The sequence below is a fragment of the Bradyrhizobium sp. genome (assembly GCF_049798375.1).
Classification (GTDB): Bacteria; Pseudomonadota; Alphaproteobacteria; order Rhizobiales; family Xanthobacteraceae; genus Bradyrhizobium.
This window is the reverse complement of the sequence record NZ_JBARGP010000206.1, coordinates 1-14775: the sequence shown is the minus strand read 5'-3', so window position 1 is coordinate 14775 and position 14775 is coordinate 1. Positions and strand designations below refer to the sequence as shown.

Here is a 14775-nt window from a genome sequence, read left to right as displayed (position 1 = left end):
GGTCTGGGTGATCGCGCGGCCGCTGTCAGGTTTTGCCGAGACCTTCTCGCAATACATCGTGGAGGTCGCGACCGGCGGCGGCAGCGACAAGCCGGAGCCGGATCCCGAGGCCGAGGGCGTGCTGTTCGTTGTCAGCGGCACCGTCACGCTGATGCTCGGTGGCGCCTCGCATGGCATGAGCAGCGGCGGCTACGCCTACCTGCCCCCGGGCTGCAGCTGGACCTTGCACAATGACGGCAAGGTGCCGGCAACTTTCCATTGGATTCGGAAAGCCTATCAGGCCGTGCAGGGTCTTGCGCCGCCGGAGGCGTTCGTCACCAACGAGGCCGCCATCGCGCCGGTGCCGATGCCGCAGACCGACGGGCGCTGGGCCACCACCCGCTTCGTCGATCCGCTCGATGTGCGGCACGACATGCATGTCAACATCGTCACCTTCGAGCCCGGCGCGGTGATCCCGTTCCTCGAAACCCATGTGATGGAGCACGGACTTTACGTGCTCGAGGGCAAGGCGGTCTACCGGCTGAACCGCGACTGGGTCGAGGTCGAGGCCGGCGACTTCATGTGGCTGCGCGCATTCTGCCCGCAGGCCTGCTATGCCGGCGGCCCCGGCCGCTTCCGCTATCTGCTCTACAAGGACGCCAACCGGCATATGAACCTGCGCCTGTTCAGGTGAGCCGCCGCTCCAATCCCTGCCAGCGATAAATCAGGAACGAGACCACCCAGCTCGCCAGGAAGACGCCGACCACGAGATAGCCGAAATTGGCGAGGCTTTCGTTGAGACCGGACACGCGATCCCAAAACGGACCTTCGAGCGCGAGCTTGTTCACGATCAGGCCGAGCGCCTCGATGCCGCCGATCAGCACGGCGACCACGACCGAGATTGCGGTGATCGTGAGGTTGTACCAGAGCTTGCGGATCGGATTGAGGAAGGCCCAGCCATAAGCGCCGACCATCAGCACGCTGTCGGTGGTGTCGACCAGGGTCATGCCGGCCGTGAACAGCGCCGGGAAGATCATTACGGTGCTGAAGCTCAGGCCGCCGGAGGCCTGCCCCGCCGCCACGCTGAACAGGCTGATCTCGGTTGCGGTGTCAAAGCCCAATCCGAACAGCAAGCCGATCGCGAACATCTGCCAGCTTGCCGTGACCATCCGGAACAGCGGCCGCAGCATGCGGGATAGCAGGCCGCGGCCGGACAGCAGCATGTCGAGCTCCTGCTCCTCGACATCCTCGCCCCGCCGGGCGCGCTTGAAGCTGCGCCAGACGCTGCGCAGGATGACGAGATTGATCACCGCGATGGCGAGCAGGAAGAACGCCGAGGTGCCGGTGCCGATGATGCTGCCGATCGCCTGATAGTGCTGGAACCGGCCCTGCAGCGCGAACGCCGCCGCGGCGATCGCCGCAACCGCGATAACGATCGAGAACGAGTGGCCGAACGCGAAGAACAGCCCAACCGCGAGCGGCCGCTTGCCGTCCTGCATCAGCTTGCGCACGACGTTGTCGATGGTCGCGATGTGGTCGGCATCGACGGCATGCCGCAGGCCGAGCACATAGGCGAGCAGCGCCGTGCCAAGCAGCGCCGGCCGGTCCGACAGTGCCACGATGGCCCAGGTCCAGGCGAGCGCGTTGATCAGAAACAGGAACACGTAGAGCGCGATGATCCGCGGACGGGACTCGGCCGAGTGATCGTCGATCGCGTTCCTCAGGTGAAAGAGCATGCAGGCGATCCTTCCATCCGCGAAACCATCTCGTGTCACCGCAGCGGAAGCCGCCCCGCCGCGCGCACCGCACGCCGGATGGATGACGGTCCAGGTCGGTCTCCTGGCTTGCGGGTCGACGCTCCTGGTCCGCCTTCCCGGGTGCGACCGCCCAGTGGCATCATGGCAGGAACTCGCCGCTTACAGTTGCGGGCGCAGCTACGGATTTGGCTAGGGCTTGCTGGCCCGGCCGCACCGCATTCCCACGCGCCGATCTTGCGAGCGGCGCACCTGAACCCCGCCATGTTCATTCAAACACCATGGCTGTCAATCCCCGCCCCGCATCGCCCCCTCAACACCCGAAGACCTCGCTGCCGCTACGACGCCGCCTCGCCGCTCCGCACCTCGCTCGGCGCCGCAAGCCGCGGCGGACGCACCACGGTCACGGTGCAATTGGCTTCCGAGGCGACCTTGGCCGACACGCTGCCGAGCAGCGTGCGCAATATCGAATCCTGCCGCGCGCCGATGAGGATGTGGTCGACCTGGTTCACGCCAGCGAATTCGAGGATGGCGGAAGCCGGATCGATCGCCTCCAGCACATGCACGGTCAACCTGTCGGCGTCGAGCTTGAGCGGCGAGGCCCAGTGCCGCAACTGCACCATGCGGTCGATATGCTTGCTGTTGCCATGCTCGTCGAGGCTGCGGTCGACGGTGACGCGGCCGAGCTTCAGCACGTTGACGCAGGCAAGCCGCGCCGCGGGCAGCGTCGCCAGGATGCGCGCAGCGGCAAGGCGCAGCGCGCCGTTGAGCTCCTCTGTCCCTTCTGCGATGTCGATCGCGACCGCAACGATCGGGCTGGAGGCGATCTGCGCGGCGACGTCGGCCGCAGGCTCGGGTGGCGCCAAACCGCGATTCAAACGCCGCTGCCATACCGTCATGATGGAATCGCGCTTGACCTTGTGAGCGCGCGCCGTAAGCCTGACCTGGTCGGGATGACTGAGATCGAAGGCGAGCTGCGCGGCGGTCGGATAGCGGCGCTTCGGCTCGATCTCCAGGCAGCGCAGCACGATCTCCTGCAGCCACGGCGGGTAATCCGCCTTGAGCTGGCGCGGCGGATACGGATCGCGCCAGAGCCGCCGCTGCATGCTGCGCAAGGTCTCGCTCTCACCGAACGGCCGCACACCCGTGGTGAAAAAATAAAGTAGCACGCCGAGCGAGAACAGGTCGCTGCGCGGATCGTTGCGCAGGCCGGTCAGCCGCTCCGGCGCCATGTAGGGCGCCGTGCCATAGGGCACCCGGAATTCCTCCTGCAGCAGGTCGGGCAAACGGCGGTGGCACGACAAGCCGTAATCGATCAACACGACCTCGCCGGCGGGACGAAACATGATGCTCGATGGCTTGATGTCGTGATGGATCACATGCTGCTTGTGTAGGTCGGCCAGCGCGGTCGCGATCCCGGCGACCAATCCCCTCGCCTCCTCATAAGGCAGCGGCAGCTCCGGCAGGCGCTTGTAGAGAGTCTCGCCCGCGATGCGCTCGATCACGACATAGGCCTGATGGGCGAAGTCGCCGACGCCGAAACAGGCCGGCACGTGCGAGCCCGACAATTTCGGCAAAATCAGCTGCTCCATCTCGAAGGAGACGATCGCGGCCGGATCCTCACCTTCCGCCACGCGCGGAATCTTCATCAGCAGCGGCCGGTCGATGTCGGGATGGGTGACGCTCCACAGCGTCGCCATGCCGCCGGCATGCACGCAGTCGCCGACCGCGAAGCCATCGATCACAGCGCCGGTGCGGACCGGAGATTTCAGCATCGCGCTATCGTCCAGCTGAAAGCCGCTCCGCGAGCCATGGCGGCAGGCCATGGGCAAGGATGCGCCGCGCCGCCGTTTCGACATCGTAGGGCACGCGGCAATAGGTGACCTCCCGCGTTCGGGTCTCGAAGGTCAGGAAGCAGGCGGCGGCGTCGCCATCGCGCGGCTGCCCGACCGATCCCGCCACCGCGAGCCATTGCCGGCCGCGCAACAGCTGCACCGGCGCGTTGGAGGTGGGGATGAAGCTCGTCATCTTGGCGGTCGCCGACAACGAATACAACGCCGGACGGTGGATATGGCCGCAGAATGTCACCTGCGCTGACGTCGCGATCATGCTGCGCGCGGCATCGGCGGTCGACTGCACATAGTGCCAGCGGGCCGGGCCCGAGGCCTCGGAATGCACATAGAGCCGATCCTCATCCTCGATGCTCATCGGTAGCTCCGCGAGGAATCGGCGCTGCGCCGCGCTGAGCCGGTCGCGCGTCCAATCGATCGCGGCCTGCGCCTGCGCATTCATGTTCTCGCCATTGGATCCGATCGCATGATCGTGGTTGCCCCGGATCGCCAGCCCACCATTCGCGACCAGCTCCATCACGGTCTCGACAGACCATTCCGGATCGGCGCCATAGCCGACGATGTCGCCGAGGCAGACGAAGCGCTCGGCGCCGCGCGACCGCGCGGCCTCCAGGCAGGCGGCAAATGCCTGTCGGTTGCCATGGATGTCGGAAAACAACGCCAGCAGCATCCGCTTCCTCCGCGTCTGACGAGTCTCCCTCGCCTTCGCACGAAAAGTAAGGAACAGCAAACAGGTTGGTCGGCCAGTTGGCATCGATGTTTCCTCATCATCATGGCCGGGCCGCCCCGAACATCGACGGGCAAGCGATTCACATCTCAGCAGCTTTGAACCCACGACCGTTCGTTCTCGCGGCGGATCACGCCCGAGCTTTGCGATCTCTGGACCCACTCGAACAGCGAGAGGGCGCGGGGAATGCCGGATGCTGGCCGCACCCATGGCCCGCCTGCGAAAAAAAATGCACGCGGCAGGTACCACAGGTTCAGCCGGAACAACCGGCATTCCCCGCGCGACGGTTTTAACGCTTATATCGTGATCTCCTCGGTGCACCGGGCTTTCTGGCCACCGTAGGCGACAACGCTTGCGCGCTGCGCCGGACACCAGCGTCGGGGTGTCAGGACCACACGACTTCACGTCCGCCGGCCTGTGTTCGTCTGCACAAGCCCAACGTCCATCGCATCCCCGCCTCACGTGTCGTGACGATCGCGCGCAACGCCCCTCTCGACGAGGCGGGATGTCCGCATCAAATCACAATTTCTGAAAAAACGCAATAGATATTTTCGTCGGAGGATACCTAAACGGTCCGCATCAGCTCTAACCTCGAGACCGGAAATTCGCCGCATCAACGCGATGTTCGGCTATGGGCCACAAGCTGCCAATGAGGCGCCATCCTGGCGATGTCAGGTTTCCTGCTGCGAGTTGATGGGCCGTTGGTGAACGGCTTCATTGGCTTAGGGCCACAAATCGTCCTGACCTACTCGTCATCTTGGACGGTCGTCATCGAAATTTCGCAAACCGCGGGTTGCCCGAAGGGTGCGTTCTCGCTCAGGATTCCGTGTTTTGGAGAGTTCGTCGTGTCCCAAAGGTGCATGTGCCTCACCTTTTTGAGTTTTTGCAGAGCCTCAATGAGCTTATCAATACCGGCATCGTTAGCGCACAATTGGATAGTCTTGCCCTCTCGCTCGATCGTAAAGCTCAGAAACGGTTTGGTCATGTGCTCCTCCGAGAGGATCGGATACTAAGCAGACGTCGGAAAAGGATCTCTAAGATATTTCCTAGAAAATGTTGGTCCGAGTCCGCAATGGGTCACAAGCGGTCTTGTCGCCCTAATCCGCCCTCCGCGCTCCTTGCATGAACATCTGTCAAATGTTACGATACGTAACAGTTACGACGACGCATGGCATGAGCTCCGCGATGTCCGACTCCATGGCGAACGATAAATTCCTAGCCGACCTGCTATCGGACCTCGATGTTCTCGCGGAAGAAGCGATGACTGAATGGCAGGTGCCTGCCGGCGACACCTCAGACCCAGTTCACGATCTGCTCGATCACCAAGACTTTCACAGCCACGGGTCTCGCGATGCTGGTCGACGAGGGCCGGCTCGATTGGACCAAGCCTGTTCGCGACTATGTTCCGGAATTCCGGCTGCACGACCCGGTCGCCACGGAGCGCGTCACGGTGCGCGACCTGCTGTCTCACCACAGCGGCCTGCCGCGGCATGATTGGGTCTGGATGCCGGGCGGCCTGTCGCGCACGCAGATGCTGGCCGCCATGCGCCACATCGAGCCGAGCCGCGACATCCGGACCACCTTATCAATACAGCAATCTCGGTTACAACGCGGCGAGCCTCGTGACGGAACGACTCAGCGGTCAAAGCTGGGAGGATTTCACCCGCACCCGCATCATCGAACGGCTGAAGATGCCGGTGACGTTCACGGTCGGCGACCTGGCACGCGCAGAAGATGCGGCCACGCCTTATATCGTCCATCGCGGCGAGCGCCGGCCGACGAAGCTCTGGCCCGTGCATGCGACAGCTGCTGGCGCGATCAACACCTCGGTTGCAGCGATCGCCAACTGGATGAAGTTCCTGCTCGCCGAAGGCGAATTCGAAAACCAGCGGCTGCTGTCCGCGGCACTGGCGCGCGAGATGCAGGCACCACGCGTCTACTCATCGGCGCCGGATCGCGAATTCGGCCCTGTCCATTCCGGCCTCGGCTTCGTCTCAACGACTTATCGCGGCGAGCGCATCGTCGGACATTCCGGCGGCTGGCTCGGCTGGAGCACATTGATGCGGCTGGTGCCCGAGCGGAAGCTCGGCATCGCGGTGTTCTGCAACGTCTCGGGAGCGCCGATTCCGTCCATCCTGATCAACCATGTGTTCGACCATGTCAGCGGTAAGGAGTCCGTTCCGTGGCTGGAGCGGCTTCGCGATCTCCGCCGCAAGGCGCTGGCGCAGGAAGAGATCGACGAGCAGAACCGTGCCAAGGCCCGAAAGCCGAACGCATCGCCCGGCCACGCGCTATCAGACTATGCGGGCAGCTATGAACATCCGGCCTACGGGCGGATCACCATCACGGCGGCAGACCACGGTCTTCACTGGACCTATCGGATCTTCTCCGGACCTTTGACGCACCGCCACTATGAAACCTTCGAGACCCCGCAACTGCCCTACGCGTTGAATCCGGACCGTCTTGCGTTGTCGTTCAACACCGATCGCGACGGCAATGTCGCCAGTCTGTCGGCTCAGTTCGACCCGATGGTCGCGGACATCGTCTTTGCGCGCGCACCGGGTGGCGACTGCATGGATGCAACCTTTCGCGCGGCTTGTGCGGGTTGCTGGCGGCACGGGTCGATGACGCGTGTGGTCTCGCTGCAGGCCGACGGCGAGCTGACGCTGAAGTCCGACTATCAGCCGCTGTATCATCTACGCCCCCACCAAGGTGGCATTTTCGGCATTGCCGGGCTTGAAGGGTTTCGCGTGGAGTTTCGACGCGGCGGGACTGGCTCGGTCGATGCGCTGGTGTTTCATCAACCCAACGGCATGTTCATCGCGCAACGGAGCGAGGCCGATCTCCTGTCGAGTTGAACGCAGTATCCGCGATTGGAGGGCTGATGGTCGCTTGACGACGGCGCGCGGAACCAATTGCCTGGCCACGCGATTGGATTAGGCCGGACTCGCTTCGCTGTCCGGCAATGCCGCAGAGGATGCCCGAATGAGTAAGCGCAAAACGACTAAGCCCCGCAAAACGGCCGCCGGAGCAACCGTCATCGCGGAGCCCACGTCGAGGCCGAAGCGCGCCGTCCCGGTCCCCGCCATGACCGGCTCGGAAGCAGAGGAACTCCAGGCTGATACGTCCACTGAAACGAGACTCCCGGAATTCCTCGGCCACAAGACCGACGACAAGCTGTCGCCGGTGCCACCTGTGGAACTCGAACTCCAGCCGGTGCTCCCGCCAGGTATCGCCGAGCCGAAGCCGGACGTTGCGCTCCCTGTCGAAGCTCGCTCGGAGGCCGAGGAATCGGTCGAGGCCGCGCCGGGTGAAGCAAGGATGGCCAGTTCCTCATCAAGCATGGAGAGTCCTCCGGCGGGACCGTTGCGGGCAATGGCCGGCATGGAAGCCTGTCAAAAGCTGTTGATGGAGATGACGCGGGACAATCTCGACCTGGCCGCCAGCCTCGCCTCGATGCGCTCGCCGCTCGATATCGTCGACGTCGCGACCAAGTTCGCTGGCAGACAGGTTGGCATGTATGGCAGGTTTTCAAAGGCGGTCGCCGACATCGCCGCCGGGCGGCAGCAAACGTAGCCAGCATGAGTGGCAGCGATATGCGGGATCGTGACCCGGATATCGCTGCGCTCATCCGGGGTACCCATTGGACCGCCGTTTCGTCGCCTACTGCTCCTGGTCCTTCGGCGGCATGCGCGGCGGCAGCAGCGGCGTGAAGGAGACGCCGTCGCCTGCTTGTACACCCGCCTTGAACTCACCGGTCGAGGGATCGCCGCCTGCGGTCTGGATGATGCTCTTCGGCAGGATGTATTCGCGCGCCGCGTCGATGATGCCGCCCTCGCCGGTGCCGAAATCGGCGGCCCGACCGCCCTGCGGATGGCCGGCCGCGATCTGGTCCGAGGCATGCTGGGTCTTGTCGGCCAGCGCATCGGTGTAGGGCAGCCGGTAGGCGCGCGGCACGCCGCTCGGCCGGTTGTCCTCGTCGAGCGCCTCGACCCACAGATAGACCGAGCCGGGATCGCCCTCGACCGTGTGGGGATCGACGATCCTTGTCTGCAGCAACTTGAAGCTCGCCGGCAGCCGGTCGATGCTGGCCCAGCCGAGCAGGCTGCGGGCGCCGACGAAACTCACGACATAAAACACGCTGGTGACGACCACGGCGGCCGCCTTGGCCGGCCATGGCAGGCGGGCATAGACCAGCACCAGCAGCAACAGCGCGCCGATCAGCGCGTAGCTGACGGCCAGCGTCACGATCACGGTCTGCAGATTGCTCACGGCCGGAACATCCTCACGCCGGTCTTGGGATCAATGTCGGCGCCGTTGGCATGCACGTTGCGAAACGTTGCCAGCAGCGATTTCGGCCGCCGCATCACGTCGACCACTTTGCCGGCCGCGTCCAGCTTGAAACGAACCGCGGTCTTCTCGTCGCCGGTGTGATCGACCGTGACCTTGTCGTCGAAGATCACCTGCGCGGTGGGATTGAGCTTCTGCACCTTCACGGTGGCCTCGACCGGCTGGCCGCTGACGGCCTGGAAGTGCGAGACGTTGACGGTGTATTCGCCGGGAACGAGGCCACGGATGGTGACGATCTCCTCGCGGATTGGCGACGCGATCTTGAGTCCGTTGACCAGGATGAAATCATTGGCGCCCCCCCGGTCGTCTCGATCCAGCGTCAGGAAGCCGGCCTCGCGATGCCGGTACCAGGCGATGTTGCCCACCGGGTCCTGCACGAACAGATCGAGATCGTCGGGGTGATTGTCCGGCCAGTCCAGCGTGATGATGAACTCGGCCTTAGTGTCGACCTTGCCGTCCTTGGCATCCGGCGAGATCGACAGCACCGCGATGAAGAACAGGAAGGCGACGATCTGCAGCGCCTTGAACAGCATGACGCTGAACGGATCGAACTGCTCGTCGCGCGGATAGAGACCGAAATCATCCATCATGCGGGACGCTCCGGATAGCTTTCCAGCAGCGGCGTTACCCGCGTCTCGGTCAGCATCACCGCATCCGAGAACACCCGCTGGGTCGCGGTATCCAGCATGTAGTACTGGATGCGCACCAGGATGGAGCCGACGAGGCCGGCAAGCGTGGTGTACATCGCCACCGCCATGCCGTCGCTCATCAGTCCCATCGAGGATTTCATCGCCAGCTTGTCGCCGACGTCGAGGCCCGCGATCGGCGCCAGCATGATGATGAAGCCGATGATGGTGCCGAGCAGACCCAGCTTCATCAGTGTGTCGGAGGCAAACGCACCGAAGCCGTTGGAGCCGCGCAGCCGGTCGGCCAGCGCTCGCAGCAGCAGGGTCTGGTCGATGCGCCCTGCCCCTTGCGTCTCCGCCTTGGTGACGAGGCTTCTGATATGATCGGGCACGAGGCCCGACGGTAGCAGATGCGCGTCCGGCTGCAGCACCCGCGCGCGATCGGGCCCGGTCAGGACGGCGCGGCAGCGTCGTGCAAGGTCAGCCTCGCGTGAAATGCGCCGCGTGCGCCAGAAGCAGTGGACACAGGTGAGGACGTAAAGCGCAGCGATCACGCTGGAGAGATAGGTACGGTCGGAGGCGACCATCATATGGATGAAGCCGTAGCGCCACAGCACCACGGCAGCGAAGATCGACAGGCCGGTGAAGATCATCCACAGCAGCAGCGGGCCGCGCTCCGGCCCCTCCGCCGGCGGAACTCTTATCTCGGCACTGCTGACCACGCTCATGTCGCGTTAGCTCCCTTATCGATCCGGTCTCCGCCGGCGCATCAGCGACAGTTAAGCAGAGCCACAGCATCGCGTCCAAAGGGATATGCCCGGAAGCCGCTGGGAAATTTTCCCAATCGACGCAGGAGGCATCGCAGATGCTTGGCGGCGGCGGTGCATGTTGTTACCCTCCATTGACAAGCTGTGGAGATGATCGCATGCGCCTGGTGCTTCAGCTCATCTGCCGCCTCGCCGTGATCGTCGCCGTCTGCCTTGCGGCCGCCACGATGTGGGTCACCGTCGATGCCTATCGCAGCGTCGACCGGGCGACGAGCGCGTCCGCCAAACGCGTCTCCCAGGCGTTGCAGGCACTGTACTGGCAGGAGCTGCTGCTGCGCAGCAGCAGGACGCGCGAGCATCTGCTGCCGATTCCGGACTGGCGCACCACCGAGACGATGAAGCTGATCTCGCCTGGCATCTGCGTCGCGTTCCAACCGCAAGCGCCATTCGAAAAGCCGCTCTGCGGCCAGAGCAAGGGGCTGGGCGAGGCGCCGCCGCGCTGGTTCAGCTCGGCTGTGCAAACCGTGCTCGGCGACCACCGCGCGGTGGCGCAGCCGATCAGCATCCGCGCCAGCACCGCCGGCACCGTGTCAGCGGTGGCTGATTCCGATGCCGCGATCCAGCTCGCCTGGCAGCGCATCCAGGACAATTTCAGCGTCGCGCTGACGATGGCGCTGGCGATCGGCGCCCTCGCTTCGCTTGCGATCGCGCAGGCACTGGCGCCGGCGCGATCGATCGTCGTCGCGCTGCGCGGCATGGCCGGCGGCCACTACCGCCCCGTGCTGCCCCGCTTCCGTTCCATGGATCTTGCGATGATCGGACAGGCCGTCACCGAGCTCGGTGACCGGCTGGCACTGGCGACCGAGCAGCGCGCGGCGCTGACCCAGCAGTTGCTCGACGTCCGGGACCAGGAACGGCGGACGCTGGCGCGCGAGCTGCATGACGAATTCGGCCAGAACCTGACCGCGATCCTGGCCTTTGCCAGCACCATTGAGGCCGGCGCGGCGCACGAGGCGGAGCTGGCGCAGGATGCGCGAATGATCTCGAAGGCGACGGCGCACCTGATGACCTGCCTGCGCGGCACGCTCAGCAGGTTGCGGCGTCCACTTGCCGCCGATATCGGGCTCGAGGCCAGCCTGATCGCGCTTACCGAATGCTGGCAGAACGCCGCGCGTCCGACCATCCGCCTCGACCTGCAGGGCGATTTCGCCGACGTGCAGGGGCCGGTCGCGGTGACGGCCTATCGCGTCGCGCAGGAATGCCTCACCAACGCGCTGCGTCACAGCACCGCCTCCGAGATCTCGCTCCGCGTCGCGCGACAGGGCGGAACGGAAGACGCGCTGCTGATCTGCATCGAGGATGACGGCGGCGGCGACACTGCTGAACTCACGGAATCATCCGGCTTCGGCCTCGCCGGAATCCGCGAACGGATCGCCGCGGTCGGCGGCTCGCTGTCGATCGGCCTTGCTCCGCGCGGGGTCAGCGTCGCGGCGATGATTCCGATCGCTGCATGAAACAGGGAGCGTCGAGGCTGATGGCGGAGGCGGCACAATTGTCGATCCTGCTGGTCGACGATCACCCGGTGGTCCGCCAGGGTTACCGGCGCGTGCTGGAGAGTCAGGACGGCTTTGCGGTCGTTGCCGAGGCGGAGAACGCGGCACAGGCCTATGCCGCGTTTAAAACCCATGCGCCCGACATCGTCATCATGGATATTTCGATGCAGGGGGCGAGCGGACTGGAGGCGATCCGCAACATCCGCGCCCGCGACCGCTCTGCCCGTATCCTGGTGTTCAGCATGCACAGCGAGGTCGCGGTGGTGAAGGCCGCCTTCAGCGCCGGCGCCGGCGGCTTCGTCACCAAGAGCAGCGAGCCCGCGGCATTGATCCGCGCCATCCGCGCGGTCGCCCGCGGCGAGCGGGCCATCAGTGACGACGTGGCGCATAGCCTCGCAGCCGACAGCCTCGACCCGTTGCAGGCGACGCTGGACCGGCTGGGCGAACGGGAGATCGAGATCCTGCGGCAGCTCGCGGCCGGGCTGACCACCGATGCGATCGCCGCCAATCTCCATCTTAGCGTCAAGACGGTCCAGAATTACCATTATCTGGTGAAGGCCAAGACCGGGCTTCAGACCGACGCCCAACTGGTGCGCTTCGCCGCCGCCTGCGGGCTGACCCAGCTCTAACGACGCCGTATCCGCTGGCCTCCGCCGGAACACCCTGCCCCCGTGCCGGCCGGTCGGCTTCTTCTTGTCCCCTCAGTGGCCGATCTGCTAAAGCGTGGCCTTGAAACCCGCCGGGGCAGCTGTTTTGCTGCACCCGGCTGCCGTGCTTTGGAGCCCCTGCATGATCCCCCGCTATAGCCGTCCCGAAATGACCGCGATCTGGGAGCCGCAGACCCGCTTCAAGATCTGGTTCGAGATCGAGGCGCATGCGGCGGATGCGCTGGCGGAACTCGGCACCATTCCGAAGGACGCGGCCCGGACCATCTGGGCGAAGGCCAAGGACGCCACCTTCGACGTCGCGCGGATCGACGAGATCGAGCGCGAGACCAAGCACGACGTCATCGCCTTTCTGACCCATCTCGCCGAGATCGTCGGTCCCGAGGCGCGCTTCGTGCACCAGGGCATGACCTCGTCGGATGTGCTCGACACCTGCCTCAACGTCCAGCTCACCCGCGCTGCCGACCTGCTGCTGGCCGACCTCGACAAGGTGCTGGCGGCGCTGAAAAAGCGCGCCTTCGAGTACAAGATGACGCCGACCATCGGCCGCTCGCACGGCATCCATGCCGAGCCGGTGACCTTCGGGCTCAAGCTCGCTTATGCCTATGCCGAGTTCTCGCGCGCCCGCGAGCGGCTGGTCGCGGCGCGCAAGGAAGTCGCGACCTGCGCCATCTCGGGCGCTGTCGGCACCTTCGCCCAGATCGATCCGCGCGTGGAGGCGCATGTCGCAAAGGCGATGGGCCTCACGCCGGAGCCGATCTCGACGCAAGTGATTCCGCGCGACCGCCATGCGATGTATTTCGCGACCTTGGGCGTGATCGCCTCCTCGGTCGAGCGCATCGCCACCGAAGTGCGCCACATGCAGCGCACCGAGGTGCTGGAGGCCGAGGAGTTCTTCTCGGAGGGCCAGAAGGGCTCCTCCGCAATGCCGCACAAGCGCAACCCGGTGCTGTCGGAAAACCTCACCGGTCTGGCGCGTATGGTGCGCGGCTATGTGACTCCCGCGATGGAGAACGTCGTGCTTTGGCACGAGCGCGACATTTCGCATTCGTCGGTCGAGCGCATGATCGGCCCCGACGCGACGGTCACGCTCGACTTCGCGCTGGTGCGTCTCGCCGGCCTGATCGAGAAGCTCTTGGTCTATCCGGCCAACATGGAAAAGAACCTCGACCGCCTCGGCGGCCTGGTGCATTCGCAGCGGCTCCTGATCGCGCTGACCCAGAAGGGCGCGAGCCGCGAGGACAGCTACAAGCTCGTCCAGCGCAATGCGATGCCGGTCTGGCGCGGCGAAGGCGACTTCAAGACGCTGCTCAAGCAGGACGCCGAGGTGAAGAAATATCTCACCGATGCCGAGATCGACGAGCAGTTCGACCTCGCCTACCACCTCAAGCACGTCGACACGATCTTCAAGCGCGTGTTCGGCGAGGGATAATCGCGGCTGCACAATCGGGTCGTCATTGCGAGCGAAGCCAAGCAATCCAGATTCAAGAGGAAGTCTGGATTGCTTCGTCGCTCACGCTCCTCGCAATGACGCTGTTACCTGCCTCGCCGCGCACCACCCGCAGCACAACGGAGGAGCCCGCGCAGGCGGGCATCTCGAAGGATCGTTACGGACGGCTGGCGCCTACTCCGCCTTCGCCTGCTCCAACGGTGCTCCGGCCAAGGCTGCCCGCGCGTGTCCCTTCGCGGTGACCACGCGACGGCGGCGCTGCACCAGATACTGGTCGGCGAGCACGCCGATCAGGATCACCGTGCCCATGACCGCGAAGTTGAGCGAGCTCGGAATGCCCAGCAGATTGACCAGGTTCTGCAGGATCTGCAGCAACACGGTGCCGAGCACGACGCCGATGACCGAGCCCTCGCCGCCGCGCAGCGAGCAGCCGCCGAGCACAGCGGCGGCAATCGCGTAGAGCTCATAGAACGAGCCGTGCACCGCCGGCGAGATCGAGCGGGTGTACATCGCGAACAGGACCGCCGCGAATGCCGTGAGCCCGCCGCAGACTACATAGGCCGCGATCATGACGCGGTCGGAGCGGATGCCGGAATAGCGCGCCGCCTCCTCGTTCTTGCCAACGGCGTAGAGATAACGGCCGAACACCGACCGGTGCAGCACCACCCAGGCGATCGCGGTGACGATGGCGAGCGCGATCACGCTGTGCGGCAGTGGAAAGCCGAATACATCGGTGCGGCCCGCAGTCAGCCATTCCAAGGTCGGGAAGCTGGCGCCATAGCCGAAGCCGGCGGTGGAATCCTCGGTGTAGTAGCGCGCGGCGCCGCGATAGATCAAAAGGCCGCACAGCGTGACCACGAAGGGCTGGATCTTCATCTTGGTGACGAGCAGGCCGTGGATCACGCCGATCACGAGCCCGCCAGCGATGATCAGTGCGAAGGCCGTGACCCAGTCGACATTGCGATTGACGATCAGGTCGATGAACAGCACGCCGAGCAGCGCGATCACCGAGCCGACCGACAGCTCGATGCCGCCGATGATGATGACGCAGGCC

At 64.9% G+C, this 14775-nt stretch carries 14 protein-coding genes, 1 pseudogene and 1 riboswitch; of the genes and pseudogenes, 7 read left to right on the top strand and 8 right to left on the bottom strand.

Going from position 1 to position 14775, the window contains the following annotated elements; all coding sequences use genetic code 11:
• Nucleotides 1-673 (top strand): bifunctional allantoicase/(S)-ureidoglycine aminohydrolase (locus tag WA702_RS08910; protein WP_425110156.1); only part of this gene is annotated, 673 nt, incomplete at its 5' end.
• Here the strand turns inward: WA702_RS08910 and WA702_RS08905 are convergent.
• The 4 genes from WA702_RS08905 to WA702_RS08890 all read right to left on the bottom strand — a co-directional run bounded on the left by WA702_RS08905 (nt 666) and on the right by WA702_RS08890 (nt 5295).
• On the bottom strand, nt 666-1715 hold the full coding sequence (locus WA702_RS08905; protein ID WP_425110155.1) for a HoxN/HupN/NixA family nickel/cobalt transporter: 1050 nt from the start codon (nt 1713-1715) through the stop codon (nt 666-668). The genes WA702_RS08910 and WA702_RS08905 overlap by 8 nt on opposite strands.
• Nucleotides 1716-1791: 76 nt before the next feature.
• Nucleotides 1792-2004: riboswitch (cobalamin riboswitch) on the bottom strand.
• Between the two features lie 67 nt (nt 2005-2071).
• Entirely contained in the window at nt 2072-3508 is a 1437-nt protein-coding gene (locus WA702_RS08900; protein WP_425110154.1) for a serine/threonine protein kinase, read from the bottom strand.
• A gap of 4 nt (nt 3509-3512) precedes the next feature.
• Nucleotides 3513-4253, bottom strand: a complete 741-nt coding sequence (locus WA702_RS08895) for a metallophosphoesterase family protein (protein WP_425110153.1) — start codon at nt 4251-4253, stop codon at nt 3513-3515.
• A gap of 802 nt (nt 4254-5055) precedes the next feature.
• Nucleotides 5056-5295, bottom strand: a complete 240-nt coding sequence (locus tag WA702_RS08890) for a hypothetical protein (RefSeq protein WP_425110152.1) — start codon at nt 5293-5295, stop codon at nt 5056-5058.
• A gap of 279 nt (nt 5296-5574) precedes the next feature.
• On the opposite strand from WA702_RS08890, the pseudogene WA702_RS08885 reads away from it, so the two are divergent.
• The 3 genes and pseudogenes from WA702_RS08885 to WA702_RS08875 all read left to right on the top strand — a co-directional run.
• A pseudogene (locus tag WA702_RS08885) lies at nt 5575-5877 on the top strand (serine hydrolase domain-containing protein); the annotation flags it as partial.
• Complete coding sequence (locus WA702_RS08880; RefSeq protein WP_425110151.1) at nt 5801-7168, top strand: serine hydrolase; 1368 nt, start codon at nt 5801-5803, stop codon at nt 7166-7168. The pseudogene WA702_RS08885 and the gene WA702_RS08880, both read left to right, overlap by 77 nt.
• Before the next feature lie 127 nt (nt 7169-7295).
• Nucleotides 7296-7886: a hypothetical protein gene (locus WA702_RS08875; protein WP_425110150.1), complete on the top strand. Its 591-nt coding sequence runs from the start codon at nt 7296-7298 to the stop codon at nt 7884-7886.
• A gap of 87 nt (nt 7887-7973) precedes the next feature.
• Here WA702_RS08875 and WA702_RS08870 read toward each other — a convergent pair whose 3' ends face one another.
• From WA702_RS08870 to WA702_RS08860, 3 genes are read right to left on the bottom strand one after another with little or no spacing between them, the layout of a single operon-like run.
• Nucleotides 7974-8582: a hypothetical protein gene (locus WA702_RS08870; protein ID WP_425110149.1), complete on the bottom strand. Its 609-nt coding sequence runs from the start codon at nt 8580-8582 to the stop codon at nt 7974-7976.
• Nucleotides 8579-9250 (bottom strand): hypothetical protein, encoded by a 672-nt coding sequence (locus WA702_RS08865; RefSeq protein WP_425110148.1) that lies wholly within the window; start codon nt 9248-9250, stop codon nt 8579-8581. Before WA702_RS08865 ends, WA702_RS08870 begins: the two co-directional genes overlap by 4 nt.
• Nucleotides 9247-10014 carry a MotA/TolQ/ExbB proton channel family protein gene (locus WA702_RS08860; protein WP_425110147.1) on the bottom strand — a complete coding sequence of 256 codons (768 nt, stop codon included), beginning with the start codon at nt 10012-10014 and terminating at the stop codon, nt 9247-9249. The genes WA702_RS08865 and WA702_RS08860 overlap by 4 nt, the downstream gene beginning before the upstream one ends.
• 197 nt (nt 10015-10211) lie before the next feature.
• Between WA702_RS08860 and WA702_RS08855 the strand changes: the two genes are divergently transcribed.
• The 3 genes from WA702_RS08855 to purB all read left to right on the top strand — a co-directional run bounded on the left by WA702_RS08855 (nt 10212) and on the right by purB (nt 13703).
• Nucleotides 10212-11567 carry a sensor histidine kinase gene (locus WA702_RS08855; protein WP_425110146.1) on the top strand — a complete coding sequence of 452 codons (1356 nt, stop codon included), beginning with the start codon at nt 10212-10214 and terminating at the stop codon, nt 11565-11567.
• A gap of 20 nt (nt 11568-11587) precedes the next feature.
• Nucleotides 11588-12235: a response regulator gene (locus WA702_RS08850; protein WP_425110145.1), complete on the top strand. Its 648-nt coding sequence runs from the start codon at nt 11588-11590 to the stop codon at nt 12233-12235.
• A gap of 160 nt (nt 12236-12395) precedes the next feature.
• Nucleotides 12396-13703, top strand: a complete 1308-nt coding sequence (gene purB / locus WA702_RS08845) for an adenylosuccinate lyase (RefSeq protein WP_425110144.1) — start codon at nt 12396-12398, stop codon at nt 13701-13703.
• A gap of 192 nt (nt 13704-13895) precedes the next feature.
• Here purB and WA702_RS08840 read toward each other — a convergent pair.
• Nucleotides 13896-14775: ABC transporter permease (locus tag WA702_RS08840; RefSeq protein ID WP_425110143.1), on the bottom strand; the 880-nt coding region annotated here is incomplete at its 5' end.

What these genes read in the sequence shown, in the direction of transcription:
- WA702_RS08855 (WP_425110146.1), top strand. Translation starts at nt 10,212, where the DNA reads ATGCGCCTGGTGCTTCAGCTCATCTGCCGCCTCGCCGTGATCGTCGCC.
- WA702_RS08875 (WP_425110150.1), top strand. Translation starts at nt 7,296, where the DNA reads ATGAGTAAGCGCAAAACGACTAAGCCCCGCAAAACGGCCGCCGGAGCA.
- purB (WP_425110144.1), top strand. Translation starts at nt 12,396, where the DNA reads ATGATCCCCCGCTATAGCCGTCCCGAAATGACCGCGATCTGGGAGCCG.
- WA702_RS08880 (WP_425110151.1), top strand. Translation starts at nt 5,801, where the DNA reads ATGATTGGGTCTGGATGCCGGGCGGCCTGTCGCGCACGCAGATGCTGG.
- WA702_RS08890 (WP_425110152.1), bottom strand. Translation starts at nt 5,295, where the DNA reads ATGACCAAACCGTTTCTGAGCTTTACGATCGAGCGAGAGGGCAAGACT.
- WA702_RS08895 (WP_425110153.1), bottom strand. Translation starts at nt 4,253, where the DNA reads ATGCTGCTGGCGTTGTTTTCCGACATCCATGGCAACCGACAGGCATTT.
- WA702_RS08860 (WP_425110147.1), bottom strand. Translation starts at nt 10,014, where the DNA reads ATGAGCGTGGTCAGCAGTGCCGAGATAAGAGTTCCGCCGGCGGAGGGG.
- WA702_RS08850 (WP_425110145.1), top strand. Translation starts at nt 11,588, where the DNA reads ATGGCGGAGGCGGCACAATTGTCGATCCTGCTGGTCGACGATCACCCG.
- WA702_RS08905 (WP_425110155.1), bottom strand. Translation starts at nt 1,715, where the DNA reads ATGCTCTTTCACCTGAGGAACGCGATCGACGATCACTCGGCCGAGTCC.
- WA702_RS08900 (WP_425110154.1), bottom strand. Translation starts at nt 3,508, where the DNA reads ATGCTGAAATCTCCGGTCCGCACCGGCGCTGTGATCGATGGCTTCGCG.
- WA702_RS08865 (WP_425110148.1), bottom strand. Translation starts at nt 9,250, where the DNA reads ATGATGGATGATTTCGGTCTCTATCCGCGCGACGAGCAGTTCGATCCG.